This window comes from Paenibacillus doosanensis (assembly GCF_025060755.1).
Taxonomy (GTDB): domain Bacteria; phylum Bacillota; class Bacilli; order Paenibacillales; family NBRC-103111; genus Paenibacillus_S; species Paenibacillus_S doosanensis.
On sequence record NZ_JANYUY010000003.1, the window covers coordinates 191,797 to 209,205 of the forward strand.

Here is a 17,409-nt window from a genome sequence, read left to right on the forward strand (position 1 = left end):
TGAAGGCGATGTTTAATTTTTCCTGTTTTCCCTCATACTAAAATGAATAGAGCATTCGAGAAAATACGACAAACTTCGGGAGGGAACGGACATGCAGATGGATCCTAAACGACCGCTTATCGTACAAAGTGATTTTACCGTATTGCTGGAGGTGCGCCATCCCGAGTTCGACGTAGTCCGCGCGGGGCTGTCCCGGTTTGCGGATCTGGTCAAAACGCCGGAGCATATTCATACGTACCGGATGTCGGCGCTGTCGCTGTGGAATGCGGCCGCGGCCGGCATGAAGACGGAGGAAATCGCCGATTTTCTGGAACGCCATGCCAAGTTCGGCGTGCCGCCGCATATTAAACAGGACATACGCCGCTTCGTGGAGCGTTACGGTCTGATCCGGATCGAGAGCATGGGCGAAGATCTGCTGCTTATCTCCGACGATGTGGAGGCGATCAAAGAGATGGTTTCGTTTAAATCGCTCCGCTCCTACGGTTTATGCCAGTTGGACGCAAGAACGCTTCGCTTCTCTTCCTCCTTCCGCGGCGTGCTGAAGCAGGAGCTGATCAAACTCGGTTATCCGGTGGAGGATTTGGCCGGTTACTCCCGCGGCGAGGAGCTGCCGATCCGGTTGAAGTCGGACGGCTCGGCCGGGAAGGCGTTCCAGCTGCGCGATTATCAGCGTTCGGCCGTCGATTCGTTCTACCGCGAAGGAAGCATGCAGGGCGGAAGCGGAGTGCTCGTGCTGCCTTGCGGGGCGGGCAAGACGATTATCGGGATTGCGGCTATGGGCAAACTCAGCTGCGCCACGCTTATTTTGACGACGAACAGCACTTCGGTACGCCAATGGAAGCGCGAAATATTGGAGAAAACCGATGTGACCGAGGAGATGGTCGGCGAATATACGGGGACGATGAAGGACGTGAAGCCGATTACGATCGCCACCTATCAAATTTTGACGTACCGCAAATCGAAGGATGATTTGTTCGTTCATATGGATTTATTCAATAAACGGGATTGGGGCTTGATCGTGTACGACGAAGTGCACCTGCTTCCCGCTCCCGTCTTTCGCGTGACGGCCGATATTCAAGCTACGCGGCGGCTGGGGCTTACTGCTACGCTGGTACGAGAGGACGGGAGGGAGGAGGACGTATTCTCGCTGGTCGGCCCGAAGCGCTATGAGATGCCGTGGAAGGAGCTGGAGGGCAAAGGCTGGATCGCATCGGTCACATGCACCGAAATTCGGATTGCCCTGCCGGATGATGAAAAAGAACGCTATTTGACGGCGGAGCCCAGACAGCGAATCCGTATCGCCAGCGAAAACCCGGCCAAGCTCGGGATCGTGCGGGAGCTGCTTGTGAAGCATGCGGACGATTCAATCATTGTTATAGGACAGTATCTCGATCAGCTTAAAGAAGTTTCTGAAGCGATCGGAGCGCCGCTTATTTACGGGCAAATGCCCCATGAGGAACGGGAGGAGCTGTACCGCCGGTTTCGCTCCGGCGAGCTAAGGACGATCGTCGTCTCCAAGGTCGCCAATTTTGCCGTCGATTTGCCCGATGCCAGCGTAGCGATTCAAATATCAGGCAGCTTCGGCTCGCGGCAGGAGGAAGCTCAGCGGCTCGGACGCATTCTGCGCCCGAAAGCCGAAGTCAATGAGGCCAGCTTCTATTCCATTGTGTCCGCAGATACGAAAGAGCAGGATTTTGCCTTGAACCGACAGCTGTTTCTGATCGAGCAAGGCTACCGGTATACGATTGAAGACAGGACGGCCGAAGCCGCGGACAAGCGGGAGGACAAGAGCTTGATGCGCGTCCTTGACGAAACGGTACAAGGATCGTCCGGTCTGCATCGGACAGAGCCGCCGTATCGGGCGGAGGAAGAGGGGGCTGCAGCAAGATGAATCACGCCTATTTTTTGACTAGAATGCCGCAGACGCTGCGCCTGCAAATCGAGGCCGAAAGCGTCTATGCGCCTTGGCTGAAGCAGGGCGAGACGCTGGAGCGAATTTTCGCGAATCCGGCGATTATGGAGACGGTTTATAACCAAATGACGCTGCGGGAGCGCAAAGTGCTGCGGCTTATCGTCTCCTGCATCGGCTGCGAGCCGTTCGATGCGGCAAGGCTGGAGAAGCTGGCTCAGCCCGTCATGTCGGGGGCGGATGCGAAAGTCGGCTTTTTGCTGCTGCTCAGAAAAGGAATTTGCTATACGTTCCGCAAATCGTGGGGAGAGCATGTGTACGTCATGTCGCCGGACGCGCTGGCTTTATGGCAGCCGATTCTCTTGGAGGAAACGGCGGCTTCGGGCGGAGAAACGGCCGCGGAGCTGACGGTAACGGGGGGAGCGGGTCTTGCCAGGGAGCTTTTTCATACGCTGGTCTTTATCAGGGATCATCCGATCCGGCTCACCAAATCCGGCGCACTGCATAAAAGGCAGCTGCAAAAACTGGTCGAACTGTCCTCTCTGCAAGACGAATGGTTCACAGGCACAGGCATAAAATATGCTTATGCCGATACGTATCCTTACTCTATCGCCGTTATTTTGGAATTTTTGACACGGCTCGGTTTGCTCGATAAGCAAGGAGAGGAAATGCCGCTTAAGGATAGCGCCGTCAGCGGCTGGCTGTCTTTAAGCGAAGAAGAGCAGACGGCCGTCTTATACCGGATTTGGCAGCCTGTCGCCTTCCCCGGCGCGGTGTGGCTGCAGCATGCCGCATTATGGCTCGAGCGGCGCCAGGAAGGCCAGTGGATACAAGCTGCGGAGCTGCTGCAGTGGCTGATCGCTCATCAATTGGTCCATGCGGATGCAGCCGAGGGAGACGGCGCTGCGGTCGTCGATATGCTGGAGCGGCAATGGCTGTTTCCTTTGATTGCGTTCGGCTGGCTGGAGAAGGGAGAAACGGCAACTGGCAAGGCATGCTACCGGTGGCGCATCCGGCCGGGGAAAGACGGTTTTTCGTCCGACGAAGTTGATGCCGGCGAAGGGCGCTGGTATGTCCAACCGGATTTCGAGGTGCTCGTTCCGTCCGACGTGACGCTCGCCGCCCGCTGGGAGCTGTCGTATTTCGCCGACCATATCAAATCCGACCATGTCTCGATTTACAAGCTGAGCAAGGAAAGTGTGCAGCGGGGGCTTGAGAGCGGCCGCAGTCTTGAAGAGATGGCCGGACTTCTGGCGGATCACGCTCATTACGGGCTCCCCGACAACGTGCAATTGACGCTGGAGCAGTGGGCGAAGCCGTTCGGTCGGCTGCAGTTCGAGCAAGCGGTGCTGCTGCGCTGCCGCGACCAAGAGGCGGCCGATACGGTCCGCAAGCTGACGGCCGCAGCCGATTGCCTCGCGGAGGAGCTAGGAGAACGCGTATGGATCGTTCGTCCGGACCAGATTAACCGCTTGACCGGACTCCTGGACAAAGCGGGCTGGATGCCCGGCAAGTTGGCCATATCGAGCGGCAATCCCGCAGCGGCATCTCATTCCAGCGAGGCGGAGGAAGAAGGCGGCAAGGAGAACATTCGCTCCGGCAAGGCGCCGGAGGAACCGTGGAGGCCCGAGCCGGGGGACAAAGGTTTTATCTACGCCCGACATGCCATAGGCTACTTTGAGATGGAGCAGCGGCTGCCGAACGTCGCCGAATTGTATCCGGATTTGAACGGGATTCCCACCGGCTGGATGAAGGATTATCGGACCTATCACGCGTCGACGCGAAGGGAAATGGTGGAGAAGGCTATGGAATGGAAAGCGGCCCTGCAGGTAAGGCATAACGGCAAAGACCGGCTTATCGCGCCGCGCAAGCTGCAGGAAACCCGCGGCACATGGAGCATGACCGGACTTGACCAGGCGGAGCTGCAGGAAGTTTGCTGGCTTGCCGACGACGTGCAGGAGATGAAGATCATCTTACCTGGCATTAATGATAAATATTGATGCAACAAACCGGGCGAATGTATGTTATGATAGACTTGTCTACCAAGATGCAAAACAAACGGATAAGGCAGGTGCTACTATGGCAGTAATGGAAGCTCAGGCGTTGGATATGTCTGCCATTTTGACGCAGGCTTATGACTTGGGGGATATGATCAACGGCTCGGCCGAAACGGCCGATTACTTATATTGGAAGAAAGTTAAGGACGAAGACCCGCAGGTGAAAGAGCTGCTGAGGCTGTTTCAGAAAAAAAAGGATTTGTTCGAGGAATGCCAGCGATTCGGGCATTTTCATCCCGATTATCACAGCGCGCTCGATCAGGCCAAACAAATTCAGGAGCAGCTCGACAGCCTGGAGTCGGTCAAGCGGTACAAGGAGGCGGAGCGTCGCCTGGACGATCTTCTGTTTACCGTGTCGGAAATGATCGCCCGCAGCGTGTCGGATTCGATCAAGGTGCCCGGCAACGAGCTGCTTGCCTCAGGAGGAAGCTGCTCCACCGGGGGCTGTTCCGGCGGCTGCTCCAGCTGCGGTTAACCTATTTGATTCCGGGCGATAGCTTGAACACGGGAATTAGGCGTCCGACTTCGCGTTCATGGCGGTTTATAACAGCAGGGCGGTGAAATTCGCTTAAGCTGGCGATTTCGTGATCCAGCAGAGCGTCGAGCTGAATCAGCGCCTCCATCACGGCGGGGTACAGCGCGCGGGCCGACCCGTCCTCGATTTTGAGTGCGAGTCCCCAGCCTCTCTCGGGGATGGTCAGCGCGTATACGCCTTCGGCGCCCATCTTGCCGATGACTCGCCCGCGGGTAACCTCGGCGAGCCGGGTGTCGAACCGCCCCGTGCCGGCTACATAGTACGGCTGTGCGGCGATGGCCGCTACGATTCGCCTGCAGGCTTCCGCCCGCTGGGCGGGCAACGAATCCGGCGAGCCGAGTCTTGCGAAGGCATAAGCCAGCGCCGCAAGCGGCATGGCGAAGACGGGGACGCCGCAGCCGTCAACGGCAAGCGTAATTTGCGCCTCTGGCAGCCCGCACATCTCCGATACCGTCTGCAGCATAAGCCGCTGCACCGGGTGATCGGCCGATGTATACGTTTGCGCGGGAGCCTGCAGCCACAGGGAGAGAGCGAGCATGCCCGCATGCTTGCCCGAGCAGTTATTGCGAAGCGGGGTGAGAGGAACGCCATCCCGTTTGAGACGGTCGGCCGTCGGACGGTGGTAAGGTTCATGAACGCCGCAGCGCAAAGCCGATTCATCCAAACCGAGCGCACGCAGCGTTTGCAAGACGCAGGAGGCGTGCTCATCCTCCCCGTTATGGGAAGCGCAGATTAAAGCGATTTGGCGGTCGTCGAACGCATACTGCGCGGCCCCGCCCGACTCCAATAACGGAATCGCTTGCAGAAGCTTGGCGGCCGAGCGTGCGAACGTATAGTGAAGCGGGCTGCCGACGCTCGCGACGCACCGGCGTTCCGTATCAATGACGGCGAGATGCCCGCGATGCGCGCTTTCGGTCAATGCGCCGCGGACCGCTTCGACCATAATTTCCGAATCCATCATGATGGACCTCATCCTTTCATCTCCATTATAGAAAGAAGGTATTATAGCATGTTTACCGAACGAAGCGGACTGATTGTCTGGTTCAGCGATTTGAAAGCCGCGACCAAGCAACTGGAGCGTTATGGCAGCGTTCACTTTATTTCTAAGCGGCTGCATTACGCTGCCTTATATATTCATGCGAGCAAGCTGGAGGAAACCGTCAAGCAGCTGCAGAAGCTGCCGTTCGTCAAAAAAGTCGAACGCTCTTACCGTAACGAAATCAAAACGGAATATAGTAGTAATATGCCTGATAAAACAAGATTTTACACCCTCTAGAAGCGCGATGAAAAAGTGGCCGAAGATTCGATAGAGAGTTGGAACAGCGTAAGCGTTCGTCTTTGTCTCCTACGGATTTCTGCCTAAGGCAAAAAAAGTTGTAGAAAGCCTCCGTTTCCGGAGGCTTTTTCTTTTTTCTAAAGAAATTCTAAAGATTTTTTTATTTGGAATCTATTTTTAAATCAAGTACAATTGGAAATACATGCATTTATTTTGTACATAGGCGAAAAGGACTATTTTGCTGGGTGAGGGGTTGTGATTTATGAGGGATAAAACAGCACACCGTACAAGCAACAGCGATCCGTACTTCGTTGCCCTCGGCGACAAAAACATTGCGGACATCGTAATCACGAATCATGCCCGAATCCGTTGGGCCGATAGAGTTGAAAGCCGAAAGACCGGGTTTGACGACATCTGCGATTTTTTGTGGAGCCGGCTCAGAGAAGGGCAGATCAAATCCTATTACAAAAACGGGCAAGACGTCTATTTGGTGGAGGACGATCTTGTGATGGTGGCTGAATTCGTCCCCTGTGACATAAACGGCGCGACGGATTGCCCGCCGCTGCACCGGATGGTGATCGTCACTTTCCTCGGACGCATGTCCGAAACGATCGAATTGAGAGATTTGAAATCTTACTACTCCTGGCTGAGACATTCCCGCCGAATGACGCTTATCAAAAACAGCCGCAAACGCAGATAGTTTATTTATGAATCGATTGTGGGGCGTTCCGCTAACCGGAAGGCTCCTTTTTAGTTTTGGCGGATGCGGGCAACAGACGACTCGGAAAACGGCGGGCCGCAGACGAATTTTGCAGGAATGGCGGCAGCGGCTTTTGGGGGATGCGTTTCTTTGCTATAATAGGGGCTACCAAGCAGGCTGGAGGTAGGCGATGGCACTTAATTTTCATCAGCTTCATATTTTCTACACCGTTGCGGAAAAAGGCAGCTTTTCTCATGCGGCGCAAGCGCTTCATATGACGCAGCCGGCAGTTACGATGCAGGTGCAATCACTGGAGGAATATTTCGGCACGAAGCTGTTTAACCGCTCCACCAAAAAAATCGAGCTTTCGGAAGCGGGAAGAACGCTGCTGCCTTACGCCAAGCGGAGCATCGATCTGATGAAGGAAACGGATATCGGGATGTCCAAATTCACCCATATGCTGGAGGACCGGCTCTATTTGGGCGCAAGCATGACGGTCGGAGAATATATTTTGCCGCGGCTGCTCGGTCCGTTCGGTAAGGAATATCCGAACATTTCGGTCAGTATGAAAGTGATCAATACCCGGCAAATCCTAGAGGAAGTATTGAACCATCAGCTGAATTTCGGCTTGGTGGAGGCGGAGGTGCAGCATCCGGACGTTCATGTCGAAGCAGTGATGAACGACGAGCTGGTGCTCATTCTTCCGAAGGAGCATCCGCTGTCCGCCTGTCCGTCCGTCCAGCTTGAGGACGTTTTGCAATATTCGTTCGTGCTGCGGGAACAGGGCTCCGGCACCCGCAGAGTGATGGAGGAGGAGCTGGCCAAGGCGGGCATCGATCCCGGCGAGATGAAAATCGTTATGGAGCTGGGCAGTACGGGAGCGGTGAAATCGGCCGTGGAAGCGGGACTCGGCATTTCGATATTATCCCAATCGTCGGTCAAGCATGAAGCGGCGCTCGGCGTGCTTCAAGTCAAAGACATCGAAGGAATCCGCTTCTCGCGGAGCTTTTATGCGATTTATTTGAACTCGACCATTTTGCCGATTTCCGCGGTAACGTTCGTCTCGTTTCTTCGCGAGCGCGATTTAAGCCAGTGGCTATAATAATATAGGAAATGATACGCAAAATCCGCGCATAGAGTTGAACGCGGCATGAATCCAGGTTCGTTAGACAAAGGAGAGAAGCGGAACATGAAGTATGCCGATTTACATACCCATACGCTTGCTTCGGACGGGACGCAAGCGCCGTCCGACAACGTAAGATTGGCCGCGGAAGCAGGGCTTGCCGCCATTGCGATCACCGATCACGATACGGTGGCGGGCGTGGCGGAAGCGCTCGAAGCGGGCCTGCGTTACGGAGTCGAAGTGGTGCCCGGAGTGGAAGTCAGCACGATGTCGAAGGGCCGGGATATTCATGTGCTGGGGTATTACGTCAACCCTGAGGACGAACGATTTTTGCGGCGCCTGGCGGAGATCAGGGACGTTCGCGACCGGCGCAACGTGATGATGCTGCAGCGGCTGAACGAGCTCGGTCTGGACATTTCAATGGAAGATGTCGTCGCGTCTTTGCAGGTTTCGAAGAAAGACGGCGAGACCATCGGCAGGCCGCATATCGCCGACGCGCTTGTGCGCAAAGGCTATGTCGCCGATATGAAAGAAGCGTTCGACCGTTATCTGGGCGCGGACGGAGCGGCTTACGTCAATCCCCCGCGCATCGGTCCGGCTGTTGCGGTGCAGTGGATTCTGGAGAGCGGAGGCGTTCCGGTGCTTGCGCACCCGGGACTGTACGACCAGGATGAGCTTATAGAAGAGCTGGCGGGACAAGGGCTCGCCGGCCTGGAAGCATATCATTCCGACCATACGCCGCAGCAGGAGGAGCATTACCGGCAGATCGCCGAACGGCTTAATCTGATCGTTACCGCCGGCTCCGATTTTCACGGAGAACGGGGAGGCGTCGTGTTTCACGCGCCTGTCGGGGCAAGAAAAATCGACGTCTCCGTCTTGGAGCGGCTAGAGTCGGCAAGGAGGAGAGATTTATGAATGTCCGCAAAGCGATTATTCCCGCGGCAGGGCTAGGGACCCGTTTTTTGCCAGCGACCAAGGCGCAGCCTAAGGAAATGCTGCCGATTGTCGATAAGCCCGCTATTCAATATATCGTTGAAGAAGCGATAGCTTCGGGAATCGAAGATATTATGATCGTCACCGGACGCAGCAAACGGGCGATCGAGGATCATTTTGACAAATCGGTCGAGCTGGAAATGATGCTGGAAGAGAAAGGAAATCAGGAGCTGCTGAGTATGGTGCGCGAAGTGTCGAATTTGGCGGACGTCCATTATATCCGGCAGAAGCAGCCGCTCGGTCTCGGTCATGCCGTGCTGTGCGCCAAGAAATTTATCGGCAACGAACCGTTCGCCGTGCTGCTCGGGGACGATATCATCCAGGCGGAGCCGCCTTGTCTGAAACAAATGATCGACTTGTTCGACGCAACGGAGAGACCCGTTATCGCCACGCAGGAAGTACCGTGGGAGGAAGTCGACAAGTACGGTATCGTATCGCCGGCCGCGGTATCGGGCTCGCATCGGCTTATCGACGATTTGATCGAAAAGCCCGACCGGGATCAGGCGCCCTCCAATCTGGCCGTCATCGGACGGTATATCATTACGCCGGAAATTTTCGGGATTTTGGAGCGTTTGGAGCCGGGCAGGGGCGGCGAGATTCAGTTGACGGACGCGCTGCGGGTATTGAACAAGGAACGGCAGATGGTCGTGTATCCGCTTCAGGGCAAACGGTACGATGTGGGCGACAAGCTCGGTTATATCGAAGCGACGATCGAATTGGCTCTGGAGAGAGAGGATCTTCAGGGCGCGCTGAAAGCTTATTTGCGACAGCTGACCGAGCCTTGGCGCGGGAGCTGGTAGAACGGCGATATTCGTGCTTGCCGAGCGTACAGACGCTTATTGAACCTATTCGAAGCGTTGAATACGCCGGCCAAGCTCCACATTGTTGAGGGAAAGCCGGACTCATTCGAAACGGCGAAAAAACCGGAAAGAAAGTCTTCCGGTTTTTTTGTGTTGCTGCGGATTTTTTGTGAAAAGGTTAGGGACGAGCGCCGCTCGTCATTTGACCGCCGCCGGCATCCGCTTGATCGCGTCGACGTCGGGGGTGACGAACAGCGTCTTCTGATGATCGTAGATGACGAAGCCCGGCTTGGCGCCGTTAGGCTTGCGGACATGCCTGATCTGCGTATAGTCGACCGGCACTTGGCTCGATTCCTTGGCTTGGCTGAAATAGGCGGCCAAACGGGCGGCTTCCAGCAGCGTCTGCTCGCCGAACTGCTGGCTGCGGATGACGACATGCGAGCCCGGAATGTCCTTCGTGTGCAGCCATGTATCGGCGGAATGGGCCAGACGATTGGTCAAGTATTCGTTTTGCGTATTGTTTTTTCCGACGTAGATCGGAATCCCTTCGCTCGAAGTGAAGCAGGAGAGAACCGGCTTCTGGTTTGCCTTTTTCTTCTTCGTCTTCTTGCTGCGGTCGCGGATATAGCCCTGCTCGACAAGCTCCTCGCGGATTTCTTCAATGTCGCTCAGCGAGGCCGTACCAAGCTGCTGAAGCAAATTGTCCAAATAACGGATTTCTTCATGCGTATGCTCCATCTGCTCCCGCACCGCAATCAAGCTGTTTTTGCTCTTCGTATACTTTTTGAAGTAGCGTTGGGCGTTTTCCGAGGCGGTGAGCAGCGGATCGAGCGCGATGTTTATAGGGCGCTGCTCCTCGTCGTAATAGTTAATCACTTCGATCGTAGTATCTCCCTTTTGAATCTGATGCAAAGAGGCGGTGAGCAGCTCGCCCAAAATGCGGAATTTATCCGCATCTTGTCCTTCCTCCAGCGTTTCCTGCAGCTTCTCCAGCTTCTTCGCGTTTTTGCCGCGCTCGTTCTGCAAGAAGCGGAGCAGATCGGACACCCGCTGTTTAACGGTATCCCGCTCCGCCTTATCGCCGTAAAAAGCTTCCAGACATTCGCTCACGGTGGCATAGCTTGTCACCGCTCCTTCCAAATGGGTCAGCTCAATCACGGAGAAATAGGCTTTGCCCGATTCCTTGAGCTCGCAAATGTTCGGCTGCGCGTTTCCTTGCCGCAGCTGCTCCGTAACGGAACGAAACGGCTCCCATAAGATAGCCGCGTTATCTTCGGGCGTACGGGCCACGAGCAGCGGAGGCTGGCAGCGATGGACCAATTCCTTGGCGACCAGCGGACTGATGCCGCTCAGCCGGTTTACGATCCGCTGCTCCCACGTTTCTTCGCGAACCGCCGCGCCCTCCTGCTTCGGCTCCTCATCGGCGCAGGGTGCCGGAGAAGCGAGCAGAGCGACGAAGCGCTCCTTATCGAGCTCGAAAGGCTGGGCCTTATGCTGCTCCGGAGGGGCGACGTAACGGCTTCCCGGCATGACGATCCGGTAGCTGCTGATCGCCGGCGTGACGTGATGAATGCCGTCGATAATCGTTCCTGTGGCGGGATCGGTCAGAATAATATTGCTGTGGCGGCCCATGATTTCGATCACAATGACTTTGCTGCTTAAATCCCCGAGCTCGTCGCGCTGCCGGATTTGCATGTGGATCACTCTCTCCAGCCCTGGCTGGGAGACGCTCTCGATGATGCCGCTCTCGCAATGCTTGCGCAGAAGCATGCAGAACATCGGAGCCTCCATCGGGTTCAGAAAGTTTTGCTCCGTATAATGGACCCGCGGATATGTCGGGTTCGCCGAAAGCAGAAGCTTCAAGTTGCTGCCTTGAGCCCGCAGCTGCAGCACGATATCGTGCTCCGAAGGCATATGCACTTTATTGATTCGGCCGCCGACGCAGCTCTGCAACTGCTGCACGAGGCTGCGGACGACCAGTCCGTCTAACGACATTTCAATGACAACTCCATTCAAAAAATCAAGGATGATGAGCTAGCGGGAAAACCCCTCTACTATCATGCCATATTTTCGGCAAAAACTTAAGCGGCATTTCCTTTGGTGCTATTTTGCGGCTTGTCTGAATACATTTACTAAAAGAGGCTGTCCCCATGGCGGCGCTTTAACATGGCGGAATCAGAACAACCTTTTGGTACAACCTTTTGGGAGGGAATAAGCAGATGAGTCACAAGATGTGGTATCAAATGACGGCAGAGGACATTGTGCAGTCGCAAAGGACCGAACCGTCAACGGGACTCTCTTCAGAAGAGGCGGAGAAGCGTTTGGCGGAGCACGGGCGCAATGAATTATCCGAAGGAAAAAAAATATCGCCGCTAGCCCTTTTTCTAAACCAGTTCAAAGATTTTATGGTGCTGGTTCTGATGGGAGCGACGTTAATTTCCGGGCTTCTGGGCGAATACCTGGACGCAATTACGATCATTGCGATCATTATTATGAACGGGATTCTCGGCTTCATTCAGGAATTTCGGGCGGAGCGGTCGCTGCGCGCTTTGAAGGAGCTGTCCGCCCCTAATGCCAAAGTGCTTCGGCAGGGCGCCATCGAGCTCATTCCCGCACGGGAGCTCGTGCCGGGCGATGTGATTCTGATCGAGAGCGGAGATCGGATTCCGGCGGATCTGCGGTTTGTCGAGGCGAACGGCTTATATGTGGAAGAATCCGCTTTGACCGGGGAATCCGTACCTGTCGGCAAGCACACAGAGCCGCTTTCAGGCGACGAGGTGCCGCTCGGGGACCAACGCAATCTCGGCTTTATGGGGACGATGGTGACCCGGGGAACGGCCAAAGGGGTCGTCGTGCGAACCGGGATGAACACGGAAATGGGCAAAATCGCCGATTTGATTCAAAGCACGGAATCGACGGAAACGCCGCTTCAGCATCGGCTGGAACAGCTGGGTAAAATTCTGATTATCGTCGCGCTGGCTTTGACCGTCGTCGTGGTTATCGCCGGGATCGTTCACGGACAAGAGCCGTACGGCATGTTTTTGGCCGGCGTCAGCTTGGCGGTAGCCGCGATCCCCGAAGGGCTTCCGGCAATTGTCACCATCGCGCTCGCGCTTGGGGTGCAGCGGATGATTCAGCGCAAGGCGATCGTGCGCAAGCTGCCTTCGGTGGAGACGCTAGGCTGCGCCTCGGTCATCTGCTCCGACAAGACAGGCACTTTGACGCAAAATAAAATGACGGTCACGCATTTATGGGTCGGCGGCAATGTGATGGAAGTGACGGGCGACGGTTACGATCCGCACGGAGAGATTTTGGACCGCGGGAGTCATGTCGATCTGCGCAAAAATCAAATGCTGCGGCGGCTGCTGCAGGTGTCCGTATTGTGCAATAACGCCGTGCTGGTGGAGGAGAGAACGGATTCCAAGCGCAAGAAGCTGCCTGACGAGCAGCCGGAGACGCAGTGGAGCATCAAAGGCGATCCCACGGAGGGAGCGCTTGTGGTACTGGGCGCCAAGGCGGGCATGACTCACCAATCGCTCGAAGGGCTGTACCGCAGGTTGAGCGAGTATCCTTTTGACTCGGAACGCAAGCGGATGTCGGTGCTGGTGGAGCATCAGGGCGGGCGCATGGTCTGCACCAAAGGGGCGCCCGACGTCCTTCTGCAGCAGTGCAGCTACGTGCTGTGGGACGACCGCGTCATTCCGTTTACGCCGACGCTGAAGCAGCGTGTGCTTGCGGCCAACGAAGGGATGGCGAAAAACGCGCTTCGCGTGCTGGGCCTCGCCTATCGCGACGTGAAGGCGGCCGAGCGTTGCGACGCCGAAGAGCAAGTGGAGAACAATCTGATCTTCGTCGGGCTGACGGGCATGATCGACCCGCCGCGCAAAGAAGTCCGCGAAGCGATCTCGAAATGCCGCAAAGCCGGCATTAAGACCGTCATGATTACGGGCGATCATCAATCGACCGCGGAAGCCATCGCAAAGCAGCTCGGCATTATGCCGCCAAACGGCGGGATGGCGTTGAACGGCCAGCAGCTGAGCCAGATGAGCGAGGACGATCTGGACGGCAGCGTAGAGAATGCGTACGTATATGCCCGGGTATCGCCCGAGCATAAGCTTAGAATCGTCAAGGCATTGCAGCGCAAGGGCCATGTCGTGGCGATGACCGGCGACGGCGTCAACGACGCTCCCGCTATTAAGGCGGCTGATATCGGCATTGCGATGGGCATCAGCGGAACCGACGTTTCCAAGGAAGCTTCGGCGCTTGTGCTCAGCGACGATAATTTTGCCACTATTGTAGCGGCGATAGAGGAAGGGCGCGGCATTTACGAGAACATCCGCAAATTTATCCGATATTTGCTCGCTTCAAACGTAGGCGAAATCATGACGATGTTTCTGGCCATGATGGCCGGTCTGCCTCTTCCGCTGGTGCCGATCCAGATTTTGTGGGTCAATCTGGTGACGGACGGCTTGCCGGCGATGGCGCTCGGAATCGATCAGGCCGAAAAGGATTTGATGCAGCAGAAGCCGCGCGGAGCGCGCGAAAATATTTTTGCCCGCCGGCTCGGCTGGAAAATTATAAGCCGCGGCATTCTGATCGGGCTGTGTACGCTTGCGGCGTTCGTCATTATGCTGCATCAGGGAGGAGCCTCCGACGAGTCGGTGCTGACGAAGGCGCAAACCGTCGCGTTCGCCACGCTGGTTATGGCGCAGCTGATTCACGTATTCGACTGCCGCAGCTCCCGCTCGATCTTCCACCGCAATCCGCTGCAAAACATGTACTTGGTGCTGGCGGTCATCTCGTCTCTCGTGCTTATGCTTGCGGTATTGTATATCGAGCAGCTGCGTCCGATTTTCAAAACGGTTCCGCTCGATTGGAAGGACTGGATTATCGTGCTCGTCTTTGCCGGCATTCCGACATTCTTCATGGGCTTCGGCAGCGTCATGAGCAAGCCGTCCAAACGAAAAACGATGCGTTACGGCAGCGCCAAGCCTGCCGCCAGATAAACGTTCGCACATCCGGTTTGCGGGAGAACTGCCCGCAGGCCGGATTCTTTTGCATTTCCGCCCGATTTACGATAAAATTACCCGGATAAACTATGCATTTGCCCGGTTTTGCGTTATGATATTGGCTAAACCAAAAGAATGCGGCAGCAGGTCGGAGATCAGGGGAGAGAAGCGTTATGAACTTTACGAAAATGCATGGTTTGGGAAATGATTTTATCGTCGTCGCGGGGAAAAAAGAGCTGCCGGCCGGCGCAAGCGAGCTTGCGGTCCGGCTGTGCGACCGTTATTTCGGCATCGGAGCGGACGGCTTGGTATATATATTGCCATCGGAGAAAGCCGATTACAAAATGCGCATTATTAATTCGGACGGCTCCGAGTCGGAGCAGTGCGGCAACGCGGTGCGCTGCGTCGCCAAATACATTTATGAGTACGGCATGGTGGAAGCATCCCGCAAGGAGCTTACCGTCGAAACGATCGGAGCCGGGGCGCAAAAGGTCCAGCTGACGGTCGAGAGCGGCCGCGTGACGGCGGTTCGCGTCGATATGGGAGAACCGATTTTGCGCGGAACCGAAGTGCCGACGACCGTCGATTTGGATCAGGTGCTGAACCACCCGATCGAGGTGGACGGCAGACAGTTTCAGTTTACGGCGGTGTCGATGGGCAACCCGCACTGCGTCATCTATGTAGACGACGCGGCCCATTTCGACCTCGGGACGTGGGGGCCGAAGCTGGAAGTGCATCCGCTGTTTCCGCGCAGAGTCAACGTGGAATTCGTCACGGTAAAATCGCCGCAAGCTATGGATATGCGCGTCTGGGAACGCGGCGCCGGACCGACGCTTGCCTGCGGCACGGGAGCATGCGCAACGCTGGTAGCTTCGGTGCTGAACGGCAAATCGGAGCGGTCCGCGACCGTTTCGCTTAAAGGCGGCGATCTGTTCATCGAATGGAACGAAGCGGACAACCATGTGTATATGACAGGCCCTGCCGAGCAGGTGTTCGAAGGTCAGCTGTCGCTTCCGGGGCGGACGAGACGGATTCAGGATTAAAGGTATTTTTTCATGGGAAGGGCGAGGCGGAAGAAATGAAACTGGACTTGAGAGAAGCGCTCCGTCAGCATATTTTGGTCGGCGACGGAGCTATGGGGACATATTTGTATCAGATGGGCTTTCCGGTAGGCATCTCGTATGAAGAGCTGAATCTGCTTCAGCCGGATGTGATTATGGACGTTCATCGCCGTTATTATGAGGCGGGGGCGCGTATTATAGAGACGAATACTTTTTCCGCCAACCGCGAGAAGCTGTCGAAGTACGGCTTGGAGCAGGATGTGGAGGCGATTAACGTTGCCGGCGTCGAGCTGGCCCGCAAGGCGGTAGGGCATGACGCCTACATCGTCGGAGCCATCGGCTCCATTCGCGCAGGCAAGCGAAAAAACGTGCGCACGGCCAAAGTTAAGGAAGACTTGCGGCAGCAAATCGAAGTGCTGCTGGGCACCGACGTAGACGGCTTAATGCTGGAGTCGTTCTATGATTTGGAGGAAATGCTGCTGGCCTTGAAGGTGATCCGCAAGTTGGGCGACATTCCGGTCATTTGCCAGTTTGCCACGGAAGGCACGGGCACGACTCACGACGGATTTTCCTTGCAGGAGGCGTTCGCGAAGCTGCAGCAAGCCGGGGCCGACGTCGTAGGCTTTAACTGCCGCAGCGGCCCGAACGGGCTTCTGCGTTCCCTGGAGAGAGTCGCGGGAATGGACGCTCCGCTGCCGTTTTCCGTTTTTCCCAATGCAGGAACGCCGGACTATGTGGACGGACGGTTCACTTATGCGGCGACGCCGCAATATTTTGCCGAGACCTCGCTCAAGTTCGCCGATCTCGGCGCGCGGATCATCGGAGGCTGCTGCGGCACGACGCCTGAGCACGTAGCTGCGATTGCCGAGGCGCTGCAGGGCTATCAGCCGGATGCGACCCGGGTGGATCTGCTGCAATCGTCGGAAGCGAAAGCGGCCGTCGTGAGCGAAGCCGCGGCCGACCCGCAGCAAGGAGCGGCCGGGCAAGGGGCCGATTTCGCAGAACCGAGCATCATCGATCTGGTGAAGCAGCGGCATACGGTCATTGTGGAGCTCGATCCGCCGCGCGATCTGGATATTGAGAGGTTTATGCAAGGGGCGCGCGCGCTCAAGGATGCGCATGTGGACGCGCTGACGATGGCGGATAATTCGCTGGCCGTCACCAGAATGAGCAATTTGGCGCTCGGCTATCTGGTCAAGGAGCAGACGGGGCTTCGCCCGCTCATTCATATTGCCTGCCGCGACCGTAACATGATCGGGACGCAGTCGCATATGATGGGACTGCATGCTCTCGGCATCGACCATGTGCTGGCCGTAACCGGCGATCCGGCGCGTTTCGGAGATTTGCCCGGGTCCAGCTCGGTTTATGACTTGACTTCTTTCGAAATCATCCGTATGATCAAGCAGTTGAATGAAGGAATTGCTTTCTCCGGAAAGACGCTGAAGAAGAAGGCCGATTTTATCGTAGGCGCGGCGTTTAACCCGAACGTCAAATATTTGGAGAAGGCCGTTCAGCGCTTAGAGCGCAAAATCGAAGCGGGAGCGGACTATATTATGACGCAGCCGGTGTATAACGCCGAGCTGATTGAAAAGATCCATGAAGCGACGAAGCACTTATCCATTCCTATTTTTATCGGTATTATGCCGCTTGCGAGCGGAGGCAACGCGACGTATTTGCACAACGAAGTGCCCGGCATACAGCTGTCGGACGAAGTGCGCCGGCGGATGGGCGACCTGAAAGGCGAGGAAGGCCGGGCAGCCGGCGTGCAGATCGCCAAGGAGCTGCTCGATACGGCGATGAAATATTTCAACGGCATCTACTTGATGACGCCGTTCCTGTCCTACGATATGACGGTTCAACTGACCAATTACGTATGGGAGAAGGCGGGCAGATCTATTCCCACTTGTACCCATTGACAAAATGAATTAATATAGAATAATGGATGT

13 protein-coding genes are annotated in these 17,409 nt (G+C 56.1%); 11 read left to right on the plus strand and 2 right to left on the minus strand.

The window, feature by feature from the left end:
* Window positions 1-91: 91 nt before the first annotated feature.
* The 3 genes from N0M98_RS04705 (at window position 92) to N0M98_RS04715 (ending at window position 4,441) form a co-directional block, all read left to right on the plus strand.
* Window positions 92-1,891 carry a DNA repair helicase XPB gene (locus N0M98_RS04705; protein ID WP_375295440.1) on the plus strand — a complete coding sequence of 600 codons (1,800 nt, stop codon included), beginning with the start codon at window positions 92-94 and terminating at the stop codon, window positions 1,889-1,891.
* A complete protein-coding gene (locus N0M98_RS04710; protein WP_259617077.1) occupies window positions 1,888-3,909 on the plus strand; it encodes a helicase-associated domain-containing protein in 2,022 nt (673 codons plus the stop codon). The genes N0M98_RS04705 and N0M98_RS04710 overlap by 4 nt, the downstream gene beginning before the upstream one ends.
* 79 nt (window positions 3,910-3,988) lie before the next feature.
* The gene (locus N0M98_RS04715) at window positions 3,989-4,441 is read left to right on the plus strand and encodes a YlbF/YmcA family competence regulator (protein ID WP_249862710.1); all 453 of its coding nucleotides are present in this window, start codon (window positions 3,989-3,991) and stop codon (window positions 4,439-4,441) included.
* Between the two features lies 1 nt (window position 4,442).
* On the opposite strand, the gene N0M98_RS04720 is transcribed toward N0M98_RS04715, so the two are convergent.
* A complete protein-coding gene (locus N0M98_RS04720) occupies window positions 4,443-5,462 on the minus strand; it encodes an asparaginase (RefSeq protein WP_259617078.1) in 1,020 nt (339 codons plus the stop codon).
* Window positions 5,463-5,510: 48 nt separating this feature from the next.
* Here N0M98_RS04720 and N0M98_RS04725 point away from each other — a divergent pair, with 48 nt between their 5' ends.
* From N0M98_RS04725 to galU, 5 genes are all read left to right on the plus strand, one after another.
* Window positions 5,511-5,777, plus strand: coding sequence for a YlbG family protein (locus N0M98_RS04725; protein WP_249862712.1), 267 nt, complete (start codon window positions 5,511-5,513; stop codon window positions 5,775-5,777).
* A 262-nt stretch (window positions 5,778-6,039) separates the two neighbouring features.
* Entirely contained in the window at window positions 6,040-6,477 is a 438-nt protein-coding gene (locus N0M98_RS04730) for a hypothetical protein (protein ID WP_259617079.1), read from the plus strand.
* A 190-nt stretch (window positions 6,478-6,667) separates the two neighbouring features.
* Complete coding sequence (locus tag N0M98_RS04735; protein ID WP_249862714.1) at window positions 6,668-7,579, plus strand: selenium metabolism-associated LysR family transcriptional regulator; 912 nt, start codon at window positions 6,668-6,670, stop codon at window positions 7,577-7,579.
* Between the two features lie 87 nt (window positions 7,580-7,666).
* Complete coding sequence (locus N0M98_RS04740; RefSeq protein ID WP_249862715.1) at window positions 7,667-8,515, plus strand: PHP domain-containing protein; 849 nt, start codon at window positions 7,667-7,669, stop codon at window positions 8,513-8,515.
* Window positions 8,512-9,393, plus strand: coding sequence for a UTP--glucose-1-phosphate uridylyltransferase GalU (galU, locus tag N0M98_RS04745; RefSeq protein WP_249862716.1), 882 nt, complete (start codon window positions 8,512-8,514; stop codon window positions 9,391-9,393). Before N0M98_RS04740 ends, galU begins: the two co-directional genes overlap by 4 nt.
* A gap of 198 nt (window positions 9,394-9,591) precedes the next feature.
* Here galU and N0M98_RS04750 read toward each other — a convergent pair whose 3' ends face one another.
* Window positions 9,592-11,388: an Rqc2 family fibronectin-binding protein gene (locus tag N0M98_RS04750; RefSeq protein ID WP_259617080.1), complete on the minus strand. Its 1,797-nt coding sequence runs from the start codon at window positions 11,386-11,388 to the stop codon at window positions 9,592-9,594.
* 224 nt (window positions 11,389-11,612) lie between these two features.
* Here N0M98_RS04750 and N0M98_RS04755 point away from each other — a divergent pair, with 224 nt between their 5' ends.
* The 3 genes from N0M98_RS04755 to N0M98_RS04765 all read left to right on the plus strand — a co-directional run bounded on the left by N0M98_RS04755 (window position 11,613) and on the right by N0M98_RS04765 (window position 17,379).
* The gene (locus N0M98_RS04755) at window positions 11,613-14,399 is read left to right on the plus strand and encodes a calcium-translocating P-type ATPase, SERCA-type (RefSeq protein WP_249862717.1); all 2,787 of its coding nucleotides are present in this window, start codon (window positions 11,613-11,615) and stop codon (window positions 14,397-14,399) included.
* 176 nt (window positions 14,400-14,575) lie between these two features.
* Complete coding sequence (gene dapF / locus N0M98_RS04760; RefSeq protein WP_259617081.1) at window positions 14,576-15,445, plus strand: diaminopimelate epimerase; 870 nt, start codon at window positions 14,576-14,578, stop codon at window positions 15,443-15,445.
* Window positions 15,446-15,480: 35 nt separating this feature from the next.
* On the plus strand, window positions 15,481-17,379 hold the full coding sequence (locus N0M98_RS04765; RefSeq protein WP_259617082.1) for a bifunctional homocysteine S-methyltransferase/methylenetetrahydrofolate reductase: 1,899 nt from the start codon (window positions 15,481-15,483) through the stop codon (window positions 17,377-17,379).
* Window positions 17,380-17,409: the final 30 nt, after the last annotated feature.

Bases quoted from the DNA above. Each gene is read 5' to 3' on its own strand.
- N0M98_RS04705 (WP_375295440.1), top strand. From the start codon at position 92: ATGCAGATGGATCCTAAACGACCGCTTATCGTACAAAGTGATTTTACC.
- N0M98_RS04710 (WP_259617077.1), top strand. From the start codon at position 1,888: ATGAATCACGCCTATTTTTTGACTAGAATGCCGCAGACGCTGCGCCTG.
- N0M98_RS04715 (WP_249862710.1), top strand. From the start codon at position 3,989: ATGGCAGTAATGGAAGCTCAGGCGTTGGATATGTCTGCCATTTTGACG.
- N0M98_RS04720 (WP_259617078.1), bottom strand. From the start codon at position 5,462: ATGATGGATTCGGAAATTATGGTCGAAGCGGTCCGCGGCGCATTGACC.
- N0M98_RS04725 (WP_249862712.1), top strand. From the start codon at position 5,511: ATGTTTACCGAACGAAGCGGACTGATTGTCTGGTTCAGCGATTTGAAA.
- N0M98_RS04730 (WP_259617079.1), top strand. From the start codon at position 6,040: ATGAGGGATAAAACAGCACACCGTACAAGCAACAGCGATCCGTACTTC.
- N0M98_RS04735 (WP_249862714.1), top strand. From the start codon at position 6,668: ATGGCACTTAATTTTCATCAGCTTCATATTTTCTACACCGTTGCGGAA.
- N0M98_RS04740 (WP_249862715.1), top strand. From the start codon at position 7,667: ATGAAGTATGCCGATTTACATACCCATACGCTTGCTTCGGACGGGACG.
- galU (WP_249862716.1), top strand. From the start codon at position 8,512: ATGAATGTCCGCAAAGCGATTATTCCCGCGGCAGGGCTAGGGACCCGT.
- N0M98_RS04750 (WP_259617080.1), bottom strand. From the start codon at position 11,388: ATGTCGTTAGACGGACTGGTCGTCCGCAGCCTCGTGCAGCAGTTGCAG.
- N0M98_RS04755 (WP_249862717.1), top strand. From the start codon at position 11,613: ATGAGTCACAAGATGTGGTATCAAATGACGGCAGAGGACATTGTGCAG.
- dapF (WP_259617081.1), top strand. From the start codon at position 14,576: ATGAACTTTACGAAAATGCATGGTTTGGGAAATGATTTTATCGTCGTC.
- N0M98_RS04765 (WP_259617082.1), top strand. From the start codon at position 15,481: ATGAAACTGGACTTGAGAGAAGCGCTCCGTCAGCATATTTTGGTCGGC.